General features: G+C 70.5%; 16 protein-coding genes and 1 tRNA gene. 9 read left to right on the forward strand and 8 right to left on the reverse strand.

Annotated features, from left to right (window positions below; genetic code table 11):
• The first annotated feature begins 1 nt into the window (after position 1).
• Positions 2-901: a LysR family transcriptional regulator gene (locus TU31_RS14200; protein ID WP_042154293.1), complete on the forward strand. Its 900-nt coding sequence runs from the start codon at positions 2-4 to the stop codon at positions 899-901.
• Positions 902-918: 17 nt separating this feature from the next.
• Here TU31_RS14200 and TU31_RS14205 read toward each other — a convergent pair whose 3' ends face one another.
• Both TU31_RS14205 and TU31_RS14210 read right to left on the reverse strand, forming a co-directional pair.
• A complete protein-coding gene (locus TU31_RS14205) occupies positions 919-2,004 on the reverse strand; it encodes a DUF1152 domain-containing protein (RefSeq protein ID WP_078885784.1) in 1,086 nt (361 codons plus the stop codon).
• A gap of 288 nt (positions 2,005-2,292) precedes the next feature.
• Positions 2,293-2,364, reverse strand: a tRNA-Val gene (locus tag TU31_RS14210).
• Positions 2,365-2,506: 142 nt separating this feature from the next.
• Here TU31_RS14210 and TU31_RS14215 point away from each other — a divergent pair.
• The 7 genes from TU31_RS14215 (at position 2,507) to TU31_RS14245 (ending at position 9,383) form a co-directional block, all read left to right on the forward strand.
• Positions 2,507-3,892 (forward strand): coiled-coil domain-containing protein, encoded by a 1,386-nt coding sequence (locus TU31_RS14215; RefSeq protein ID WP_042154297.1) that lies wholly within the window; start codon positions 2,507-2,509, stop codon positions 3,890-3,892.
• Positions 3,893-4,072: 180 nt separating this feature from the next.
• Positions 4,073-4,804 (forward strand): DUF4383 domain-containing protein, encoded by a 732-nt coding sequence (locus TU31_RS14220; protein WP_245698543.1) that lies wholly within the window; start codon positions 4,073-4,075, stop codon positions 4,802-4,804.
• 263 nt (positions 4,805-5,067) lie between these two features.
• Entirely contained in the window at positions 5,068-5,769 is a 702-nt protein-coding gene (locus TU31_RS14225) for a FadR/GntR family transcriptional regulator (RefSeq protein ID WP_042154301.1), read from the forward strand.
• Positions 5,770-6,109: 340 nt separating this feature from the next.
• The gene (gene dgoD / locus TU31_RS14230) at positions 6,110-7,255 is read left to right on the forward strand and encodes a galactonate dehydratase (RefSeq protein WP_042154303.1); all 1,146 of its coding nucleotides are present in this window, start codon (positions 6,110-6,112) and stop codon (positions 7,253-7,255) included.
• A gap of 154 nt (positions 7,256-7,409) precedes the next feature.
• On the forward strand, positions 7,410-8,030 hold the full coding sequence (locus TU31_RS14235; RefSeq protein ID WP_042154305.1) for a bifunctional 4-hydroxy-2-oxoglutarate aldolase/2-dehydro-3-deoxy-phosphogluconate aldolase: 621 nt from the start codon (positions 7,410-7,412) through the stop codon (positions 8,028-8,030).
• Entirely contained in the window at positions 8,027-9,136 is a 1,110-nt protein-coding gene (locus tag TU31_RS14240) for a sugar kinase (protein ID WP_078885785.1), read from the forward strand. The genes TU31_RS14235 and TU31_RS14240 overlap by 4 nt, the downstream gene beginning before the upstream one ends.
• Before the next feature lie 25 nt (positions 9,137-9,161).
• On the forward strand, positions 9,162-9,383 hold the full coding sequence (locus TU31_RS14245) for an FmdB family zinc ribbon protein (RefSeq protein ID WP_042154307.1): 222 nt from the start codon (positions 9,162-9,164) through the stop codon (positions 9,381-9,383).
• 57 nt (positions 9,384-9,440) lie between these two features.
• On the opposite strand, the gene TU31_RS14250 is transcribed toward TU31_RS14245, so the two are convergent.
• From TU31_RS14250 to TU31_RS14260, 3 genes are all read right to left on the reverse strand, one after another.
• Complete coding sequence (locus TU31_RS14250) at positions 9,441-10,100, reverse strand: O-methyltransferase (RefSeq protein WP_042154309.1); 660 nt, start codon at positions 10,098-10,100, stop codon at positions 9,441-9,443.
• A 110-nt stretch (positions 10,101-10,210) separates the two neighbouring features.
• A complete protein-coding gene (locus TU31_RS14255; protein ID WP_042154310.1) occupies positions 10,211-10,870 on the reverse strand; it encodes a LuxR C-terminal-related transcriptional regulator in 660 nt (219 codons plus the stop codon).
• A complete protein-coding gene (locus tag TU31_RS14260; protein ID WP_181018602.1) occupies positions 10,861-12,000 on the reverse strand; it encodes a sensor histidine kinase in 1,140 nt (379 codons plus the stop codon). The genes TU31_RS14255 and TU31_RS14260 overlap by 10 nt, the downstream gene beginning before the upstream one ends.
• A 108-nt stretch (positions 12,001-12,108) precedes the next feature.
• Here TU31_RS14260 and TU31_RS14265 point away from each other — a divergent pair, with 108 nt between their 5' ends.
• Complete coding sequence (locus TU31_RS14265) at positions 12,109-12,747, forward strand: DedA family protein (RefSeq protein WP_042154315.1); 639 nt, start codon at positions 12,109-12,111, stop codon at positions 12,745-12,747.
• Here TU31_RS14265 and TU31_RS14270 read toward each other — a convergent pair.
• Genes TU31_RS14270 through TU31_RS14280 form a run of 3 tightly spaced genes read right to left on the reverse strand, consistent with a single transcriptional unit; the run spans position 12,710 to position 17,334 of the window.
• Entirely contained in the window at positions 12,710-13,531 is an 822-nt protein-coding gene (locus TU31_RS14270; RefSeq protein WP_042154317.1) for an HAD family hydrolase, read from the reverse strand. The two genes, TU31_RS14265 and TU31_RS14270, sit on opposite strands and share 38 nt — an antisense overlap.
• A complete protein-coding gene (locus tag TU31_RS14275; RefSeq protein WP_042155410.1) occupies positions 13,531-16,146 on the reverse strand; it encodes a phosphoribosyltransferase in 2,616 nt (871 codons plus the stop codon). Before TU31_RS14275 ends, TU31_RS14270 begins: the two co-directional genes overlap by 1 nt.
• A gap of 15 nt (positions 16,147-16,161) precedes the next feature.
• Positions 16,162-17,334 carry an HpcH/HpaI aldolase/citrate lyase family protein gene (locus TU31_RS14280; RefSeq protein WP_042154319.1) on the reverse strand — a complete coding sequence of 391 codons (1,173 nt, stop codon included), beginning with the start codon at positions 17,332-17,334 and terminating at the stop codon, positions 16,162-16,164.
• Positions 17,335-17,540 lie beyond the last annotated feature (206 nt).

A 17,540-nucleotide genomic window follows, 5' to 3' on the forward strand; every position in this document is an offset into this window, starting at 1 on the left:
CATGCTGAACAGTCCGGCTCTTGAGTACTTCCTCGAAGTTGTCCGCACCGGCTCGGTCAACGAGGCGTCCAGGCGCCTGCTGGTCGCAGGCTCGGCCATCAGCCGGCAGATCGGCAAACTCGAGCAGGAAATCGGTGTGGCGCTGTTCGAGCGCCGCCCGCGCGGAATGGTGCCGAGCGAGGCCGGCACCCTCCTGGCCGCTTATGCGCGCCGCGCCGCACTGGAAACCGATCAGGTGCTCGCGGAAATCCGCGGCCGCAGCCGGCTGGGAACCATTGTCCGGGTGGCCAGTTCACAGGGCGCCGCACAGGAATTCCTGCCGGCCGCCATGGCCTCCTTTCGCAAGGACCATCCGGGCACCACCTTCCAACTGCCCGTGGTAACTCCCTCATTGGCCACTCAAATGGTCCAGGACGGCTCGGTCGACCTGGCCGTCACCTTCAGCCTGGCCCCTGCTCCCGATGTCCGTGTCATACACGCCCAGCGGGCCCCGATCCAGGCCCTGGTCCGATCCGACCACCCCCTCGCCCAGCGCAACGAGATCCATCTGCACGACCTCCTCCCCTATCCGGTCGTACTCACCGAGGAAGGCACGACGAACCGGCGCCTCTTCGACCTCTGCTGCTCGATCGAGGGAATCGCCTTCGAACCCCTGCTGGTCAGCTCCAGCTCCAGTGCCCTGTCCGCCTTCGTCAAAGAGGCCAACGCCGTATCACTGACCGGCCACATCAGCGTCCACGAACGCCTACGCGTCGATGGCCTGAAGTCCATCACCATCCTCAACCCGGAAATGCACCTGCGCACCATCCAGATCCAGGCCATGGCCGGCCGCCAACTCCCCGCAGTGGTAAGCAAGTTCGCCGACCACCTCATCCATCAACTCGGCGATACGGAGGTGTGATGAGGGTTCGTTGTCACTCAAGCTTCGGACGGGATGCGCCACAGCGGCGCCTGGTACTGCTCCGGTCGGCTGCTGAGCAGCAATGCCCTGAGGTCCTGGCGCTGGTTGACACCGAGGCCGAATACTTCGGTGAGCCGGCGGAACGTGGTGTGCGTGATTCCGCGGGACCGGGCGTCGCTCTCGAAGTCGTCGAGTTGCCGGAGTACGGCTTCCGGGGCGAGCGACTGGGTAGGCCGGCTGCCGAGCCAACTGGCCTTGTTGCGTTCGTCGTCGATTTCGGAGAAGCCGCAGATCTCGCGGCTTTGCTGCTCAACCTGATGCAGATTCTCCGTGGCGAGGATGGCGCGGGCGAGCTGGTTGCGGCCGAGGGCTTCGTCGAGGTCGGCCTCGTGCACGGTGGGCCCTTCGTCGGTGAGCGGGACCGGCAGGCCGGCGCCCCCTACTTCGCACAGGCCGCGGGCGCCTCGTGCGGTGGCGGCGAGCATGGCCGTTGCCTCGGAGGGGTGCCACTCCAGTACTGAGCTGACGGGCGCGACGTGCTCATCGGCGAGGGTCAGGGCAACGGGGCCCAGACGGTCGCGTAGGGCGTCGGCGGGGAGTTCGCCGTCGAGGCCGGGACCGGCGACCAAGAGCCGTACGGGGAAGTTGAGTTCGCAGCACGCGGCGAGGGTGAGAGCGTCCGCGAGGGGGCTGCGGAGAGTGGGCTCGTCGCCCTGGGCGAGGATGTCGCCGCCGACGTCCAGGAGGTCGACGGAGTCCGGCTCCAAGTACTGGACGAGCTCTTCGAGTTGGCGCACCATGCCCTCGGCGCCGTGGTGCGGATCGATGAGCGCGAAGGTCTGCCGGAGCTCCGCGGCCAGCCTGGGGAGCGTCGAGCCCGCGGGAGCAATCGGTGTTGCGTCGGCGGGGACGGTCTGGACGCTTCGGGTGAGGGGGCGAAGGCCGGTGAAGTTGGCCGGCCCTCTGGGGCCCGGAACAGGATCGATCAAGAAACGGTCCCACGCGTAGGTGAGAACCACCGCCGGAGTCTCGCCGCCGTAGACGGCAGCATCCAGCATCGCCGCGGCGACGGCGTCGCCGCCTCCTCCTGCTGCCACGATCACGCGTGTCACATGTGCCAGCGTACGGGCTGCTGTACCAGCCGGCGGGGACCAGCCGATCACGCGGAGGAGCACATCGGGCGGCCGGAGTGGGTGAGCAGGTCCGGCGGACGGGGCGGTCCAGTAGATCCGGCGCTCGAAGGGGGACCGGGGCGGCTCGGACGGGTCGTCCGGCACGTGCCACCCGACCTGCCTGGCACCACCCGCAACAGGAACAACTGAAAATGATCAAGGCCCAGGAATCCGAATTCCTCTCGGATGACCTGGGCCTTTGTTGTTTCACACAAGGAGTGGGCACAACAGGATTCGAACCTGTGACATCTGCTTTGTAAGAGCAGCGCTCTACCGCTGAGCTATGCGCCCTGGCCGAGCCGACAGACTACCTTGCCTCCGGGGCTGAACTGCAAACCAGTGCTCGAAGGGCGAACTTACCGGCCGGCGTGTTCGTTTCCGGTGAGTGGGAGAATGACATTCGGTCCTGGGGCGATCCGATCGGGAGAGGGAAGTGACGGCGACAGACACTCAGCCGCATGAGCAGCGAGAACGCCGTCGCGCCCGTGGAGGCCCGGTCCGGGATGTGGTGGCGCTCATGTTGCTGCCGTTGCCTCTGGTGGTGGCGATGGCGCCGTGGTCGTTCGCGGGGGGCGGGACCCGTCGCTGGTTCGGGCGGGGGGAAGGCCAGCGGGCCGATGCGCAGGCCGCCAAGGATGCCGCGGCGGCGTCGTTCTACGAGCTGGACACCGCGCACCGGGATCTGCGGATCTCCATAGAGACGATCACCGCCGTCGACACCTCGCCGCCCGCGCGGAAGGCGGCAGAGGAGTACGAGGGATTCGGCCGGCGGATCGACGAGGTGAGTCAGGGGTACATCACCGCGGTCGACTCCCACGATCTGGACCGGGACGACCTCGACGGCGCCGCGATGGCGCGGGCGCGGGCCGATCTGACCCGTGCCAAGCAGGAGCTGGACCGGGTCAAGGGCGAGCTGGACCGGTTCGCGCAGGGGCTGGGTCCGCTGCTTCAGTCCGCCGAGACGCAGCTGGCACGGCTGGCCCCGGCCGTGGAGCGGGCGCGGCAGGCACTGCTGGCGGCCAGCAATGCGCTGGACGCGGTCCGTGCGCAGGGTCTACAGGCCGATGATCTCGCGGCCCGGCTGGCGGCGCTCGGGCCGGAGCTGACCAAGCTCAATCAGGGCGCCGGGCACCATGGCGTACAGGAGACGATCCGGCGCGCCGACGACGTGCTGCGCCAGGCCGAGGGCGTTCGGACCGAGGCCGAGCGGCTGCCGGGAAAGGCCGCGGAGATCGACAAGCGGCTGGTGTCGCTGCGGACCCGGGCGCAGGCGATCACGACGCGTGCCGGGAAGGTCGACCCGGTCCTCAGCGAGCTGCGGCGGCGGTACAGCGCGGCGTGCTGGCAGGACCTCCAGCAGGTACCGGAGCAGGCCGCCCGGTCCGTCCAGCAGGCCGAGGTCAAGCTGCGGGAGGCGCAGCAGGCGCGGGACGAGCAGCGCTGGGCGGACGCCACGAGCCGGCTGGCGACCGTTCGGGCGCTGCTGGACACCACCGACGAGGCGGTCTCGGCGGCCGGTGACCGGCTACAGCGGCTCGACGCGGTCTCGTTCGACCGCCAGAAGGAGGTCGAGCGGACCCGCTTCGCCGTACGGGACGCGCAGCGGCTGGCGATGAGCGGGCGCAGCACCCCCGATCCGCGGCATGCGGGCCCCTTGGACGATGCGGTGGCGCGGCTGGACCGTGCGGTCGCGGGCCTGGAGGGGCGCCATCCGGACTGGTGGCACTTTCTGATGGAGACCGAGGCGGTACGGGAGACGGCGGCCCGGGTGGTGCAGGAGATCCGGGAGGCCAGGGGCGGGGCCGGGACCGGCGGCTGAGACTCCGGGGCCGGCCTCGGGTGTGACCTTGCCGGGTCCGGTGTACGGGCCGGAAGCACGGTGGGCCAGGAGGGCGGCTCCGTGCCGCCTCGCCACCGGGCGCGATGGCGTGAACCGCCACCCGGGCGGATCCTGGAGTGGAGTACGGCCCAGTCGGCACCTGCGCGAAGGAGGCCGGACATGGCTACTGGGGCTACTGGCCAGACCCTGCACGGGCCCGTGAACCCGCTTCACCGGGGTAAGCAGCGGCGCCACACACGGCTCGACGAGCATCTGCCCGTGGACCACCGGCTCAGCAAGGTCTACCGCATCGGCGCCGGGCTGATGGGCCTGGTACTGATCGCCTTCGGCGTCCTCGGGCTGACCCACCACATCGGCTACTTCGACACGGGCGGCGACACCGTGGCCGGGCTGAACACCAACGGCACGCTGAGCGTGCTCTCGATCGTCGTCGGCGCCATCCTCGTCGTCGGCATGGTGATCGGCGGGAACTTCGCCTCGACCCTCAACATCGTGCTCGGCGGCCTCTTCCTCCTGAGCGGATTTGTGAACCTGGCGCTGCTGGACACCGGCGCGAACTTCCTCGCCTTCCAGATCCAGAACGTCCTGTTCAGCTTCCTGGTCGGGCTGATGCTGCTGGTCTTCGGGATGTACGGGCGGGTCAGCGGCGGCCTCCCCCACGACAATCCGTACTGGCGCGCCCGGCACCCGGAGGAGGCGGAGCAGTTCGACCGCGGACAGCTGCGTCCCGTCTCCGGTATGACGGCCGCACGGCAGGCGGCACGGGTCAAGATGCAGGGCGCCCCGCATGCCGGGCGCGGTTCGTTCGGCGCCGGCACCAGCGGGAGCAGAAGGCACACCACCTCCCTGGATACCGGCGCCCGGTCCGGTGGCGGCAGCAAGAAGCCCTGAGCCGGGGCGCGGAGACGTCAGGGCGTACCGAGGTGGGAATGGGGTGCTCGGTACGCCCTGATGGCTGGGGAGGGCGGGGCGAGTGGGATGACTGAGGTGAGGCCGGTACGTCAGGTGAGGTGAACGGGGTCGGTGGTTTCCGTCATCTCCACCGTGACCGGCGTGACCGGTGTGGCCAGGGCAGCGGGGGCGGCGGGTACGGCTGACGGGGCGGGAGGGGAAGGGGTCGGGGTCAGCGAGCACGGGGAGCAGGGAGCAGCACCATGAGCCGTTCGGGGCACGCCGCCTCCTCAGGACACGGGGCTCACCATGGGGCGGTCGCCACGCTCGCCAAGCGGATCTTCAAGGGCATATACGGGGAGGGCGAGAGCCTCGTGCTGCCGGAGGTGATGGCGGAACTGGACGTGAGCCAGACCGTGCTGCGGGAGGCGATCAAGGTGCTGACCACCAAGGGGCTGCTCGGGGCCGACAAGGAGCGGGGCACATATGTCCGCCCCCGGGAGGACTGGAACCTCCTGGACACGGACGTGCTGCGGTGGAAACTGGCGGCCGGCGTCTCGTCCGACTTCTTCGCCGATGTGCTCGAACTGCGTCGCTCCATCGAGCCCGCGGCGGCCGCGCTCGCCGCGGAACGCCGTACCGACGAGGATCTGGCGGCCCTGGACGCCGCGTTGAGCGCGATGGCCGCGTCCGGCAACGATCCGGTGCTGCTCGTGCGGGCCGACGCGTCCTTTCACACGGCGATGCTGATCGCGTCGAACAATCGCTTCTACGCGCAGATGCACCGGGTGATCGTGCCGGTGCTGGTCCAGCGCGACCGGGCGGTGCTGGACGAGTACGGCGCCTTCGACCGGCCCCATGCGATACATGCCGCGGTGGTGGAGGCCGTACGGAACCGGGACGTCGACGGGGCCTATATGGCGATGCTCGAACTGCTCGATGTGTCCGCGCGGGAGCATCCGTAGGTGCGGGAGGACCCGTAGTTGCACCCGTCATTGCGGGAGGTCCGTAGTTGCGGCAGCGGCCGTAGTGGGGGGACGGACGTGGCCGGGCGGATGTGGCGGGGCGGACGGTTGCGTTCCGGGGAGCGGTGTCGGGTTACCGCGGCGACGTGGGTGGGCAGGAGGTCGCGAACAAGGGGTCGGCGCATACGTGGCCGGGGCGAATGGCCGGCGCGGGCCGTTCGTTCCGGCTCGTCCGCGCGGCGCGCGGGCCGTATGCCGCGCTCGCGAGCCCGCCGCCCACCGCGCGCCGCCTGCCGCCGGCCCCGGCCGCTCGCCACACGTCGAAAGGACGGACCGGTCCATGAAGATCAGCCGCATCGAGACGTTCCTCGCCCCGCCGCGCTGGACGTTCGTGCGGGTGGAGACCGATGAGGGCGTCGTCGGCTGGGGTGAGCCGGTGGTCGAGGGGCGGGCCGAGCCGGTCCGGGCGGCCGTGGAGGTGCTGGCCGAGTACCTCCTGGGGCAGGATCCGGCACGGATCGAGGACCACTGGCAGGTCATGACCAAGGGCGGCTTCTATCGCGGCGGGCCCGTCCTCTCGTCCGCCGTCGCCGGCCTGGACCAGGCGCTGTGGGACATCAAAGGGAAGCAGCATGGTCTCCCCGTCCACCAGCTGCTCGGCGGGCCGGTCCGCGAGAAGATCCGCGCCTATGCATGGGTGGGCGGCGACGAGCCGCATGCCATCCGCGACGCGGTCACCGCGCAGACCGAGGCGGGCTTCACCGCCGTCAAGATGAACGGCTGCGGCAAGATGACGCCGGTGGCGACCCGCTCCGAAGTGCGGGCATGTCTGCTGCGCGCCGAGACCGCGCGCGAGGTCCTCGGCGACGAACGGGACTTCGGCCTCGACTTCCACGGCCGAGTCTCGCCCGCCAACGCCCGCAGGCTCCTCCCCCTGCTGGCCGAATACGCCCCGATGTTCGTCGAGGAGCCCGTCCTCTGCGACTACCTGCATGCCCTCCCTGACCTCGTGAACGCTTCCTCCATCCCCCTCGCACTCGGTGAACGTCTCTTCACCCGGCGAGAGTTCCTGGCTCCGCTGCAAGCCGGTGTGGCGATCCTCCAGCCCGACATCTCGCATGCGGGCGGCATCTCCGAGCTGCGCCGGATCGCCGCGCTCGCGGAGGCGTACGGGGCGCAGCTCGCACCGCACTGCCCCCTCGGCCCGGTCGCGCTGGCCGCCAGCCTCCAAGTCGCCTTCACCACCCCGAACTTCCTCATCCAGGAACAGTCCATCGGGATCCACTACCACCAGGGCGCCGAGCTGCTGGACTACGTCGCGGATCCGGAGCCGTTCCGCTTCCACGGCGGCTCACTGCTGCGGACCGAGCGCCCCGGCCTCGGCGTGGAGGTGGACGAGGCCGCCGTGCGGGCGGCGGATCAGCGGGGGCACGCCTGGCGGAATCCCGTGTGGCGCCATGAGGACGGGGCGTTCGCAGAATGGTGAGCGGCGGGAGCGCGGGGCAGTGATCGCTCCGGCCCCGTCCGGGGCTCGATCCCGCCCGCCCCGGCCCGGAATAATCAGAGGTGTCACCCGTGCGCCCGAACGGCCCGGTCGCGCAGTACGCACGCGGCGGGGCGCAGGAGAAAGCAGGAACGCCATGGACTTCAGCACAGCGCTCCGGACCGAGCGGCTGATCGCCATCATCCGGGGCAGAGCTGCGGAGGCGTCGTTCCGTACGGTCATGGCGCTTGCGGAGGCCGACCTTCCGCTGATCGAGGTCTCACTCAGCGGACATGACGCCCTCACGGTCATCCAACGGGCGCGCGCCGAGCTCGGCGATGCGGCCTGGCTCGGCGCCGGCACCGTCCTGACCGCCGCCGACGCCCGGCGCGCCGCCGAGGCCGGGGCCAATCTCATCGTCACGCCCGGCCTGGGGGCCGGTCTGGAGGAGTCCGTACGGCAGGGGCTCTCGACGCTCGCCGGGGTGCTGACGCCGTCCGAGGTGATCGCGGCCGATGCTCTGGGCGTCTCGGCCCTGAAGCTGTTCCCGGCGTCGGTCGGCGGGCCCGGATATCTCCAGGCGCTCCGCGCCCCCTTCCCCGAGCTGGCGTTCGTGCCGGTCGGCGGGGTGGACGCGGCCACTGCACCGGCGTACTTCGCCGCCGGAGCGGTGGCGGTGGGCGTCGGTTCGCCGCTGGTCGGGGACGCGGCGGACGGCGGCGACCTGGACGGACTGCGCAAGCGCGCGGCGGAGTTCAAGGCGGCGTGCGCAGGATGACGGGGCAGCCGGCCGCCCCGGGTGGCGAGGTCCGGCAGGACGACCCCCGCCCCGGAGCGGCAACCGGCCGTCCGCTGCTACCCGGGCAGCCCGGCCGCCCGGACGTCTTCACCTTCGGGGAGACGATGATCGCCCTACGGGGCAGCGGCCCGCTGAAGCTCGGCGGCACGATGAACGTCTCCATCGCCGGGGCGGAAAGCAATGTCGCGATCGGCCTGGCCCGGCTCGGGCACCACGTCCGCTGGGCGGGTGCGGTCGGCGAGGACGAGGCCGGGCAGCTGGTGCTGCGTACGCTGCGTGCCGAGGGCGTCGAGATATCCGGCGCCACGACCGAGCCCGGCGCCCCGACCGGGCTGCTGCTCTTCGAGCCGCGGCTGCCCGAGGTCACCCGGGTGCACTACTACCGCGCGGGATCGGCCGGCTCCCGGCTCACCGCGGAAGTGATCCAGAGCGCCTTCTCCGCCGCTCCGCCCCGCGTCCTGCATCTGACGGGCATCACTCCGTCCCTGAGCCCCACCGCCCGTTCGGCGGCCCGGTGTGCCCTGCAACTGGCCCGTGATCACGGCGCGTTGGTCTGTCTCGATGTCAACTTCCGCGCCCGCCTGTGGACCGCCGAAGAGGCCGCCGACGTCCTCCGCGAATGGATTCCCGCGGTGGACGTCCTGATCGCCTCCGATGACGAGCTGCCGCTGTGCCTGCCCGACGGCGGGGGCAGGGACGGCTCGCCCCCGCCCCTCCCACCTCAGGTGGTCGTGGCCGACGACTCCGCGGCCACCGTGGCGACGCAGGCCCGGCTCCTCCTGGACCTGGGTGTCGGGGAGATCGTGGTCAAACTCGGCGCGGCGGGGGCGAGGGCCTTCACCCACAGCGGCTCCCTGCACCGGCCCGCCAAACCGGTACGCGCGGTGGACACCGTGGGCGCCGGCGACGCCTTCGTGGCGGGCTATCTGTCGGCCCTGCTGGACGGCGAAGGACCGGCCGGACGCCTGGAGCGCGCCGTCACCACCGGGGCGTTCGCGGTCGCGTCGCCCGGCGACTGGGAGGGCGCGCCGACCCGCTCGGAGCTGGGCCTGCTGGGCGCGCCGCCCGGCACCGTCGTGCGCTGAGCGGCGCCGCGGCTAACCTGTGCCCATGCCTCGTTACGAATACCGGTGCCGCCCCTGTGGCTCCACCTTCGAGCTGAACCGGCCGATGGCCGAGTCCTCCGCCCCGGCCGTCTGCCCCGAGGGCCACGAGGACACTGTGAAGCTCCTCTCCACGGTCGCCGTCGGCGGCTCCGCGTCCGCCCCCGCCCGCGCCCCGAGCGGTGGGGGCGGAGGCGGCGGCTGCTGCGGAGGCGGCTGCTGCGGCTAGGGCGCGCCGGACTGCACCGCGTCCTGGCCGCGCTCATCTCGACGCGGACAAGGGCCGCTATCGCTTGCGCGCCAGCGTCACACCGTCCGCCACGGTGAGGATCACCGCTTCCATACGAGGGTCCGCCAGCACATGATCGTTGAACGCCCTGATCGCCAGGGCGTTCCCGGTGGCCGCCGGGTCGGCGACCTCCCCGTGGTACAGGACGTTGTCCGCGACGATCAGACCTCCCGGTCGCAGCCGGGGTACCAGTTCCTCCCAGTAGGCGATATAGCCGCCCTTGTCCGCGTCGAGATAGACGAGGTCGATATGCGGCTCCTCCGGCATCGCCCGCAGTGTTTCCAGCGCGGGCGCGATCCGCAGATCGATTCGGTCCGCGACCCCGGCCTTCGCCCAGGACTCCCGGCCGTAGGCGGTCCACTCCTCGGAGATATCGCATGCGATCAGCGTGCCGTCCGCGGGCATCGCCTGAGCCATGGACAGCGTCGAGAATCCGGTGAACGTCCCTACCTCGACGACATGCCGGGCCCCGGTCAGCCGCACCAGGAACGCGAGCAGCGGCCCCTGTTCCTCCGCCGACTGCATCCCCGCCGCCTCGGGGAACTGCTGGTGTGTGAGCTCCACGATGTCCCGCTGCGCGGCGTTCAACGGCGGATTGTGGGCGAGGACGTACTCGTACATCTCCGGTGTGATCGGCGTGCTCTTGGACTCCACCATTGGCTCTCCCCTGATCAAGGATCGCGGTCTCGGCCGGTCACCGGACGGTGCAGCCAACCGCCTCGGCGAGACTAGTCGAGCTGATCGCCGACCGGCCGCAATCCCCGGCCTCATGTCCCCAAGTACCGCAAAACCGCCAGCACCCGGCGCGAGTATCCGGAGGTGCCGGTCAGATCGAGCTTGTCGAAGATCGCGTTGATGTGCTTCTCCACGGCGCTCTGTGAGATGTGCAGCCGGACCGCGATGGCCGCGTTGGTATGGCCCTGTGCCATCTCCCGGAGCACCTCCTGCTCGCGTGCGGTCAGCGTGCCCAGCGGGTCCGTGCGGCGGCTGCGCATCAGCAGCTGCCGTACGACTTCGGGGTCGAACGCGGCCTTTCCGGTACTCACCCGTTCCAGCGCGTCCAGGAACTCGTCGACCTGGACCACCCGGTCCTTGAGCAGATAGCCCACCCCCTCGCTGTCATCGGTCAGCAGCTCTGTCGCATAGCGGCGCTCGACATACTGCGAGAGCACCAGGACGCCGATCTCGGGCCAGCGCTCCCGGATCCGGACGGCGGCGCGCAGCCCCTCATCGGTGTGCGTCGGCGGCATCCGGACATCCACCACCACCGCGTCCGGCTTCTCCCCCTCCTTCCCTGCCTGCTCCAGCACGGCGAGCAGCTGATCGGCGTCGCCGACCGCGGCTGCCACCTCATGCCCCTCCTCAGCGAGCAGGCGCACCAGGCCCTCGCGCAACAGGATCGAATCGTCGGCCAGCACTACGCGCACGGCAACTCCGCGGTGATGGTGGTCGGTCCGCCGGCCGGGCTGTCCACCCGGAACCGGCCGTCGACGGCGGCGACCCGGCGGGCCAGCCCGAACAGGCCGCTGCCGGAGGAATCCGCGCCGCCCGGTCCGTCGTCCTCGATGTGCACGAGCACGGCGTCCTCGCCAGGGGCGACGCGGACCGTTATCCGTCCGGCGCCGGAATGCTTGACGGCGTTGGTGACGGCCTCTGAGACCACGAAGTAGGCGACCGTGGCCACGGCGGTGTCGGGTTCGGTGGCAAGTGCGTAGTCGAGGCATACGGGGATGGCCGAGCGTTCGGCGACCGTTTCCAGGGCTGCGCGCAGCCCTGCTTCGTCCAGCACCGTCGGATAGACCCGCCAGGCCACTTCGCGCAGCTCGGTCAGGGCCTGGCCGCTCTCTTCGTGGGCCTGCCGCAGGAGTTGCTCCGCGCGCCGCGCGTCCTGGCTGCGCAGCGCGCGGCCGAGCAGCATCCCCAGGGCGACCAGCCGCTGCTGCACACCGTCGTGCAGATCGCGTTCGATACGGCGGCGCTCGTCGTTGACCGCGAAGATGACGCCGGCCCGGGTGGCGGCCAGTTCCTCGATGCGGCGCTCCAGCGTCTCGTGGTGGCTGGGACCGAGGTAGTACCGCGCGAGCCTGGTCTCCAGTCCGGCGACCCCGAAGGTGCCCTGAAGGCTGAGGAAGAGGAGGAAGAGGCCGCCGATGCTCGACAGCGCGAGGTTGCCGGGGTGACGGACGTCGGTGAGCAGCAGGATGAAGATCCAGGAGATGCCGTACGCCACTCCGATCAGCGCCGCGCCCAGGACGAGAGCGCCCAGCACGCCCAATCCCCAGCGCAGGGACAGATATTGCAAGGCGCGGTGGTTCGCGTACGCGTCTGAGGTGTCGGCCCCGACATAGACGCGGAGGCGGCGCCGATGGGTCTCGGTCAGGGCTCGCGCGGCGGCGGCCAGGGGCTTGAGGACCGAGCGGCGGCCGCGCGGCCAGGCGAACACGCACAGCAGGGAGAGGCCGGCGAGCACGACGAAGGGGAGCTCGGCCACCGCGAGTACGGCACCGAGCACCAGACCTGTCGCCAGGCGCAATCCACGCCGCGCAATTCCCAACATGATCAAAACGCTAGCCGCATCGCGGGTCCGCGCACACTGCGGAAAACCGCAGTCTTTCGTGCGGTGTACCGCAATGTGCCGCGAGACGAGAATTCTTAGCGTTGAAACATGACCGAAAGCATCGGAAGCACCGCACCCGGCTGGATCCTCGACCTCATGGACACGCTCGGCGCGCCCGGCGCGGGTGTGGCCATCGCCGCCGAAAATCTCTTCCCGCCGCTGCCGAGCGAGGTGATCCTGCCGCTGGCGGGCTTCGCCGCCGCCCGCGGCAGCATGCCTCTGTTCTCCGCCCTCGCGTGGACGACCCTCGGCTCGGTGACCGGCGCCCTGGCGCTCTACGGCGTGGGCGCGTTGCTCGGGCGCGAGCGCACGGTCGCGATCGCCTCGAAGCTGCCGCTGGTCAAGGTCTCCGACATCGAGAAGACGGAGCGCTGGTTCCGGCGGCACGGGACGAAGGCGGTGTTCTTCGGCCGGATGATTCCCCTCTTTCGCAGCTTCATCTCGATACCCGCCGGAATCGAGCGCATGCCGATACCGGTCTTTCTCGCCCTGACCACCCTCGGCAGCCTCATCTGGAACGCGATCTTCGTCCTCGCCGGCTATCTGCTCGGCGACAACTGGGAGGAGGTGACGGGGTATGTGGACGTCTACTCGAAGGTGGTCCTCGCGGCAACTGCGCTGGCGGTGGCGGTCTTTGTCATGGTCCGTCTCAGCCGGCGTGGCGCGGGGGTACGGCGCCGCGGATGAAAGCCCGCACGATTTCCTCGCCCGCGGCGACACCCCGCTCTTCGAGCGCCGTGACATGGGGGGCACTCCAGCCGGAGTCCGCCAGTTCCCCGTGTCCGGGCCGCCATCCGCGGTCGGAGGCCAGCAGCAGATCGGCGTCGAGGAGGGAATCGCCGGCCGCGAGGATCTCGGACGCCCCGGTGCGGCGTGCCACCTCCGCCACGGCTGCGCTCTTGGTCAGCGGCTGCGGCACGGCATAGATCTTGCGGCCCTGAAGCGAGACGGTCCAGCCGCGTTCACCGGCCCAGCCGGCGAGGTCCTTCACCCAGGTGTCCGGCAGCAGCGGCCGCTCCACGACGAGATAGGCGAAGAGGTCCTCCGCGACACGCTCCTTGAGCAGCCAGGCCGGGTCGGCGGTGCGCACGAGATGCGCGCGGACCTCATCGAGCGGCGCGCATTGCGCGGCGAGCCGCTCGGCGACAGTGCGCTGCCAGTCACGGTCCGACTCGCCCCGTACGAGCAGATGCCCGCCGTTGGCGCAGATGGCGAACTCCGGTTCCGAGCCCGGGAGATGAATGCGGCCGTACTGCTCGCGGGTGCGGGTGGTGGTCGGCACAAAGGTGGTCCTGCCGGCCAATTCGGCGAGCAGCCCGGCGGCCGTCTCCGTCATGTAGGACAGCGGCTGGCGCTCGTATGTCTCCACGCACAGGAGGCGGGGGGCCTCGGCGTCGGGCATGGCGAGCCCCAGCGCGGCGGCCGAATAGATCAGGGTGCGGTCGAGGTCGCTGGCGACGATCGCGCTCATCAGGAGGCCACCGCCTTGCCGTCAGCACCCGTGGCCCCGCGAGTGAAGCGGGGGTGGATCAAGCCCACACAGGTATAGGGCAGTTCGTCGACCTCTTCGACGGGCACGCCCCGTTGTTCAGCCAGGAGGCGCACATGATCGAGATCGGTCCCGGCACCCCGCCGGGCCAGGATCTTCCAGGGGACCCGGCGCAGCAGTACGCGGGTGGCCTCCCCGACACCGGGCTTCACGAGGTTCACGTCGTGGATGCCGTATTCCTCGCTGATCCGCTCGACGGCCGCCCAGCCCTCCCAGGTGGGGGCCCGGTCGGCGGCGGCCAGTTCCTTCACCTCTTCCGCGACGTCCGGGGCGACCTCGTCGAAGCGCGCGCTGACCGCGTCCAGGAAGGCGCGCGACACATCGGTCGGGGCCAGCTCGCGGTAGAACTTCGCGCCGTGGAAGTCGTCGGGGCCCACGAGGTCGTCGCGCAGGACGGTACGCGATATGAGGCCGGAGACGGTGGAGTTGAGGCAGGCGGACGGGATGAGGAAGTCATCGCGGGTGCCATAGGTCTCGACGCAGCCGCCGGGGTCGGCGAGCACGGCGATCCGCGGGTCGAAGCCCGGGAAGTCCTCCAGAGCCTGAGCGAGTTCGCGGGTGATGGCGCCCTTGCCGGTCCAGCCGTCCACGAAGACGACATCCGTCGGATCGTGGTGGGCGGCCAGCCACCGGAGCGCGGTGGTGTCGATGCCCCGGCCACGGACGATCGAGACCGCGTAGTGCGGCAGGTCCAGACCGTGCGCGTGCTGCGCCCAGCGGCGCATCAGCACGCCGACGGGGGTACCCGCCCGTGCCAGCGACACCAGCACGGGACGTGGGCTGCGTTCGGCGAGCACGGTCTCGGTGACCGTCCCGACGGCCCGCGCGATCCGGCTCGCGGAGGTCCGCAGCGCGCTGTGAAAGAGCGCCTGGTAGTCCTCGCTCGGCTGGTATTCGACGGGCAGCGACTCCGCGTAGTGAGCGCCACCGCGCTGAATCGCCTCCTCGCGTTCCTCGGTCGGCGCTTCCAGGGTGACCGCGGAGAGATCCTGAAGCAGCCACCCGACCTCGTCGGCGGTGTAGGAGGAGAAGGCGGGGCCGCGCAGCGGCTCGGGAAGGTGCATGGGTCCGGCCTGTGGTTGCGGGGCGTACGCGGGGATGACGGCGAGCAGCAGTCGGTCGGTGTGCGCGGCGAGCCGGCTCAGCAGACCGTCGGGGGCGTGCAGTTCGGGGAGGTCGCCGTGCGAATCCACGACGGCCACGATGGCGTCGAAGCGGCGCTCCGGGTCGGCACCGGCCGCGACGTTGTAGGCGTACCGCTCCCCCGGCCCGTCGGCGGGATCGTCGTGCGCGGGGAAGGACAGCCTGGTCCGTATCGCGTAGCCGGGGTCGTCGACGGCGAGCACCGGCGACCGGGTGGTGGTGGAGAAGAAGACACCCGTGCCTCCGGTCGAGGCGGACGGCTGGCCGTCCCCCGGCGCGAGGGCACCGCCCCCCGCCTCGATGCCGTCACCGGCCGCCGCCGCGTCGGTGCTGTCCCCCGCGACGAGGGCATCCAGAGCCTCGGCTATCCGCAGCGGCGCGTACATCAATTCCTCGTTGCCGAGGACGAGGATGCGGCGGGCACCGTCCAGTCGCCGCGCGATACGGGTCGCCATGCCCGGCAGCTCGGCCTCCAGTTGTGCCCGGTGCGCCGGTGTGAAGCCGTGCCGACCGCCGTCCGGCAGCCCGGCGGGCCAGCCGAGGTCGACCCGTACGACGTCAGCGTCGCGGCCAGCGGATGCCGCCGGCGCACCTGCCGCATTCTGCTCGCCGCCCATAGGAGCCGACGTGCTCCCCGGGGCAGCCCCCAGCTCCTGTGCGACACCGGCCTCGTGCGCGGCGACGAGTTCCTGTCCGCGGGTCAGCACGTCCTCGGGCAGCCGTACGCCGCCCGCGGCCAGTGCGATGAGGTCGACGCGGGCACCCAGTTCCGCCGCGAACTTCTCCAGATGGCTGCGGTCCGCATCGGAGCGCATGTCGACCAGGGCGACGACCACGTACCGCTCGCGCGGGAAGTGCGCATGCAGCGCCTTGATGGTGTTCAGCACGGTACGGCCGGTGGAGAACTCATCGTCGACGAGCACCAACGGCCCATCTCCGGCCAGGAGTGCGCGGTCCTCGGGGAGCAGCAGATGGGAGGTGGCATGGCTGTGCTCCTCCTCGAATCCACCCACCTGCGCGACACCCGCCACCGGGCGACGGGTGGAGTGCAGATACGGCGCGAGGGCCAGGCCGTCGGCGACCGAGTGCCCCAGGCCGGTGGCGGTCTCGGCGTAGCCCAGGACGACGGAGCGGGCGGCGGCCTCGTCACCCAGCAGCTTGCGCACGCGGCGTCCCAGCCCGATGCCGGCGCCATGGACCACGCCCGGTCGCTGCGGCACATGCTTGCCGAGCACGTTCGACACGAGCAGATGGGCCCGCTTGGGGTTACGCCGCAGCGCCAGCCCGAGCAGTTCCGGCAGCTCGTTCCCGCCGCTCAGCGAGACCCCGAGCCGACCGGCGACCCATTCTCCTGTCCAGACCACGCGTTCCGTCTCCTCCATCGTCATGTTCATCTCGATCACCGCAGCTCAGTTCTGCGGCACACTCGCCGTCAGCAGCTCCACGAAACCGATCCCCTCCCGGGCGACCCCGAACGCCTCGGCGCGCAGCAGAGTCCGCTCGGCCCAGGCGCGATGCGGCTTCACCTCGTTCATCTTGTTCGTGTACGAGGAGCGCAACACCCCACCGTCGCCCCGTTCGGGCCGCAGGATGTCGACCGCGTCGCTGAACTCCTCATGGCTGACGACCGAGAGGGCGTGCACCGGCGCGACATGCGAGGGGTGGATACAGGTCTTGCCCTGAAGGCCGTTCGCGCGGTCGAGTTCGATCTCGCGCAGCAGGCCGTCCATATCGTGCTCGATCAGTTCCGTCCGCAGGTCCTCGGCGCGTCCGAGGAAAGGGCTGCGTCGCAGCTGCGGTTTGAACATCCGCTCATGCAGCCGGAAGTACTCCCACACCGGGCCGGTGACCGTGAAGCCCGTACCGTCCGCCCGTCCGAGGACATTCACCACGTCGGCGATCACGGAGGCGACGATCTGGACGTCGTAGGCCGTCATGTCGGGCGGTCTGCGCAGGCCGTAGGCGGAGCAGAAGTCCGTGACACCGAGCCGCAGGGCCAGCACCCGGTCCCGGTATTTGTCGACGGTCCTGGCGATGCCCTGAAGGGTCTCGGCGCGGGTCTCCAGATGCAGCAGCTGGGGAGATTCCAGCACCGGCATCGCGAAGAGCCGGCGGGAGCAGTCGGACTCGGCCGTGGTCACCGCTTCGAGGAACGGGACGCCACGCTCCTCGGTGAATTTCGGAAGTACAAATCCAGACAGTCTGTGAACGGCGGTTCCCATGCGGCGCACCAGGTCCGGTACCTGACCGGGGGTGCGGACGCGGACGAACAGCAGCGGAAGGCCGGTGCCGGCGGCGGCCGCCTCGTCGAGAAGACCGAGCTGCCGCACGAGGTTCTCCTCGCCGGCCTCGACATCCCCGTCCCCTATGGAGTCCTCAAGACACAGCACCATGGACATCACGCCACGCCCGGCCTGCTTGAGGACGTCGGCGGCGAGGCTCGGGCGGGTGGCGGGGCTGTAGAGCGTGGCCCCCAGAGCGACCGCGAGCGTACGAGCCGGGGAATCGGCGGTGAACTCCACCGGCTCCTGGTGGAACAGTGCCTTCCGAACCTCGGGCGCAAGATGCCCAAAATGCCGCATATAACTCCCCGTCTGCCTGCGGGACCCGGGCACCCCCGCTGCGTCTCGCTGTCTGGATCCAGCCGGTAATCGTACGTGTGTGGGGGCCTGGTTAGTTCCCGCGTGCGTGAAAATCACGTAACCCCCACGAGGCACCCAGGTGGCCGCGATCGCGATCCCCGCACGTCTCCGGGGCCCCCGCGTTGTCGCTGCGACCTCAGGGGAGG

The organism is Streptomyces lydicamycinicus, assembly GCF_000829715.2.
In the GTDB taxonomy this organism is placed as follows: Bacteria; Actinomycetota; Actinomycetes; order Streptomycetales; family Streptomycetaceae; genus Streptomyces; species Streptomyces lydicamycinicus.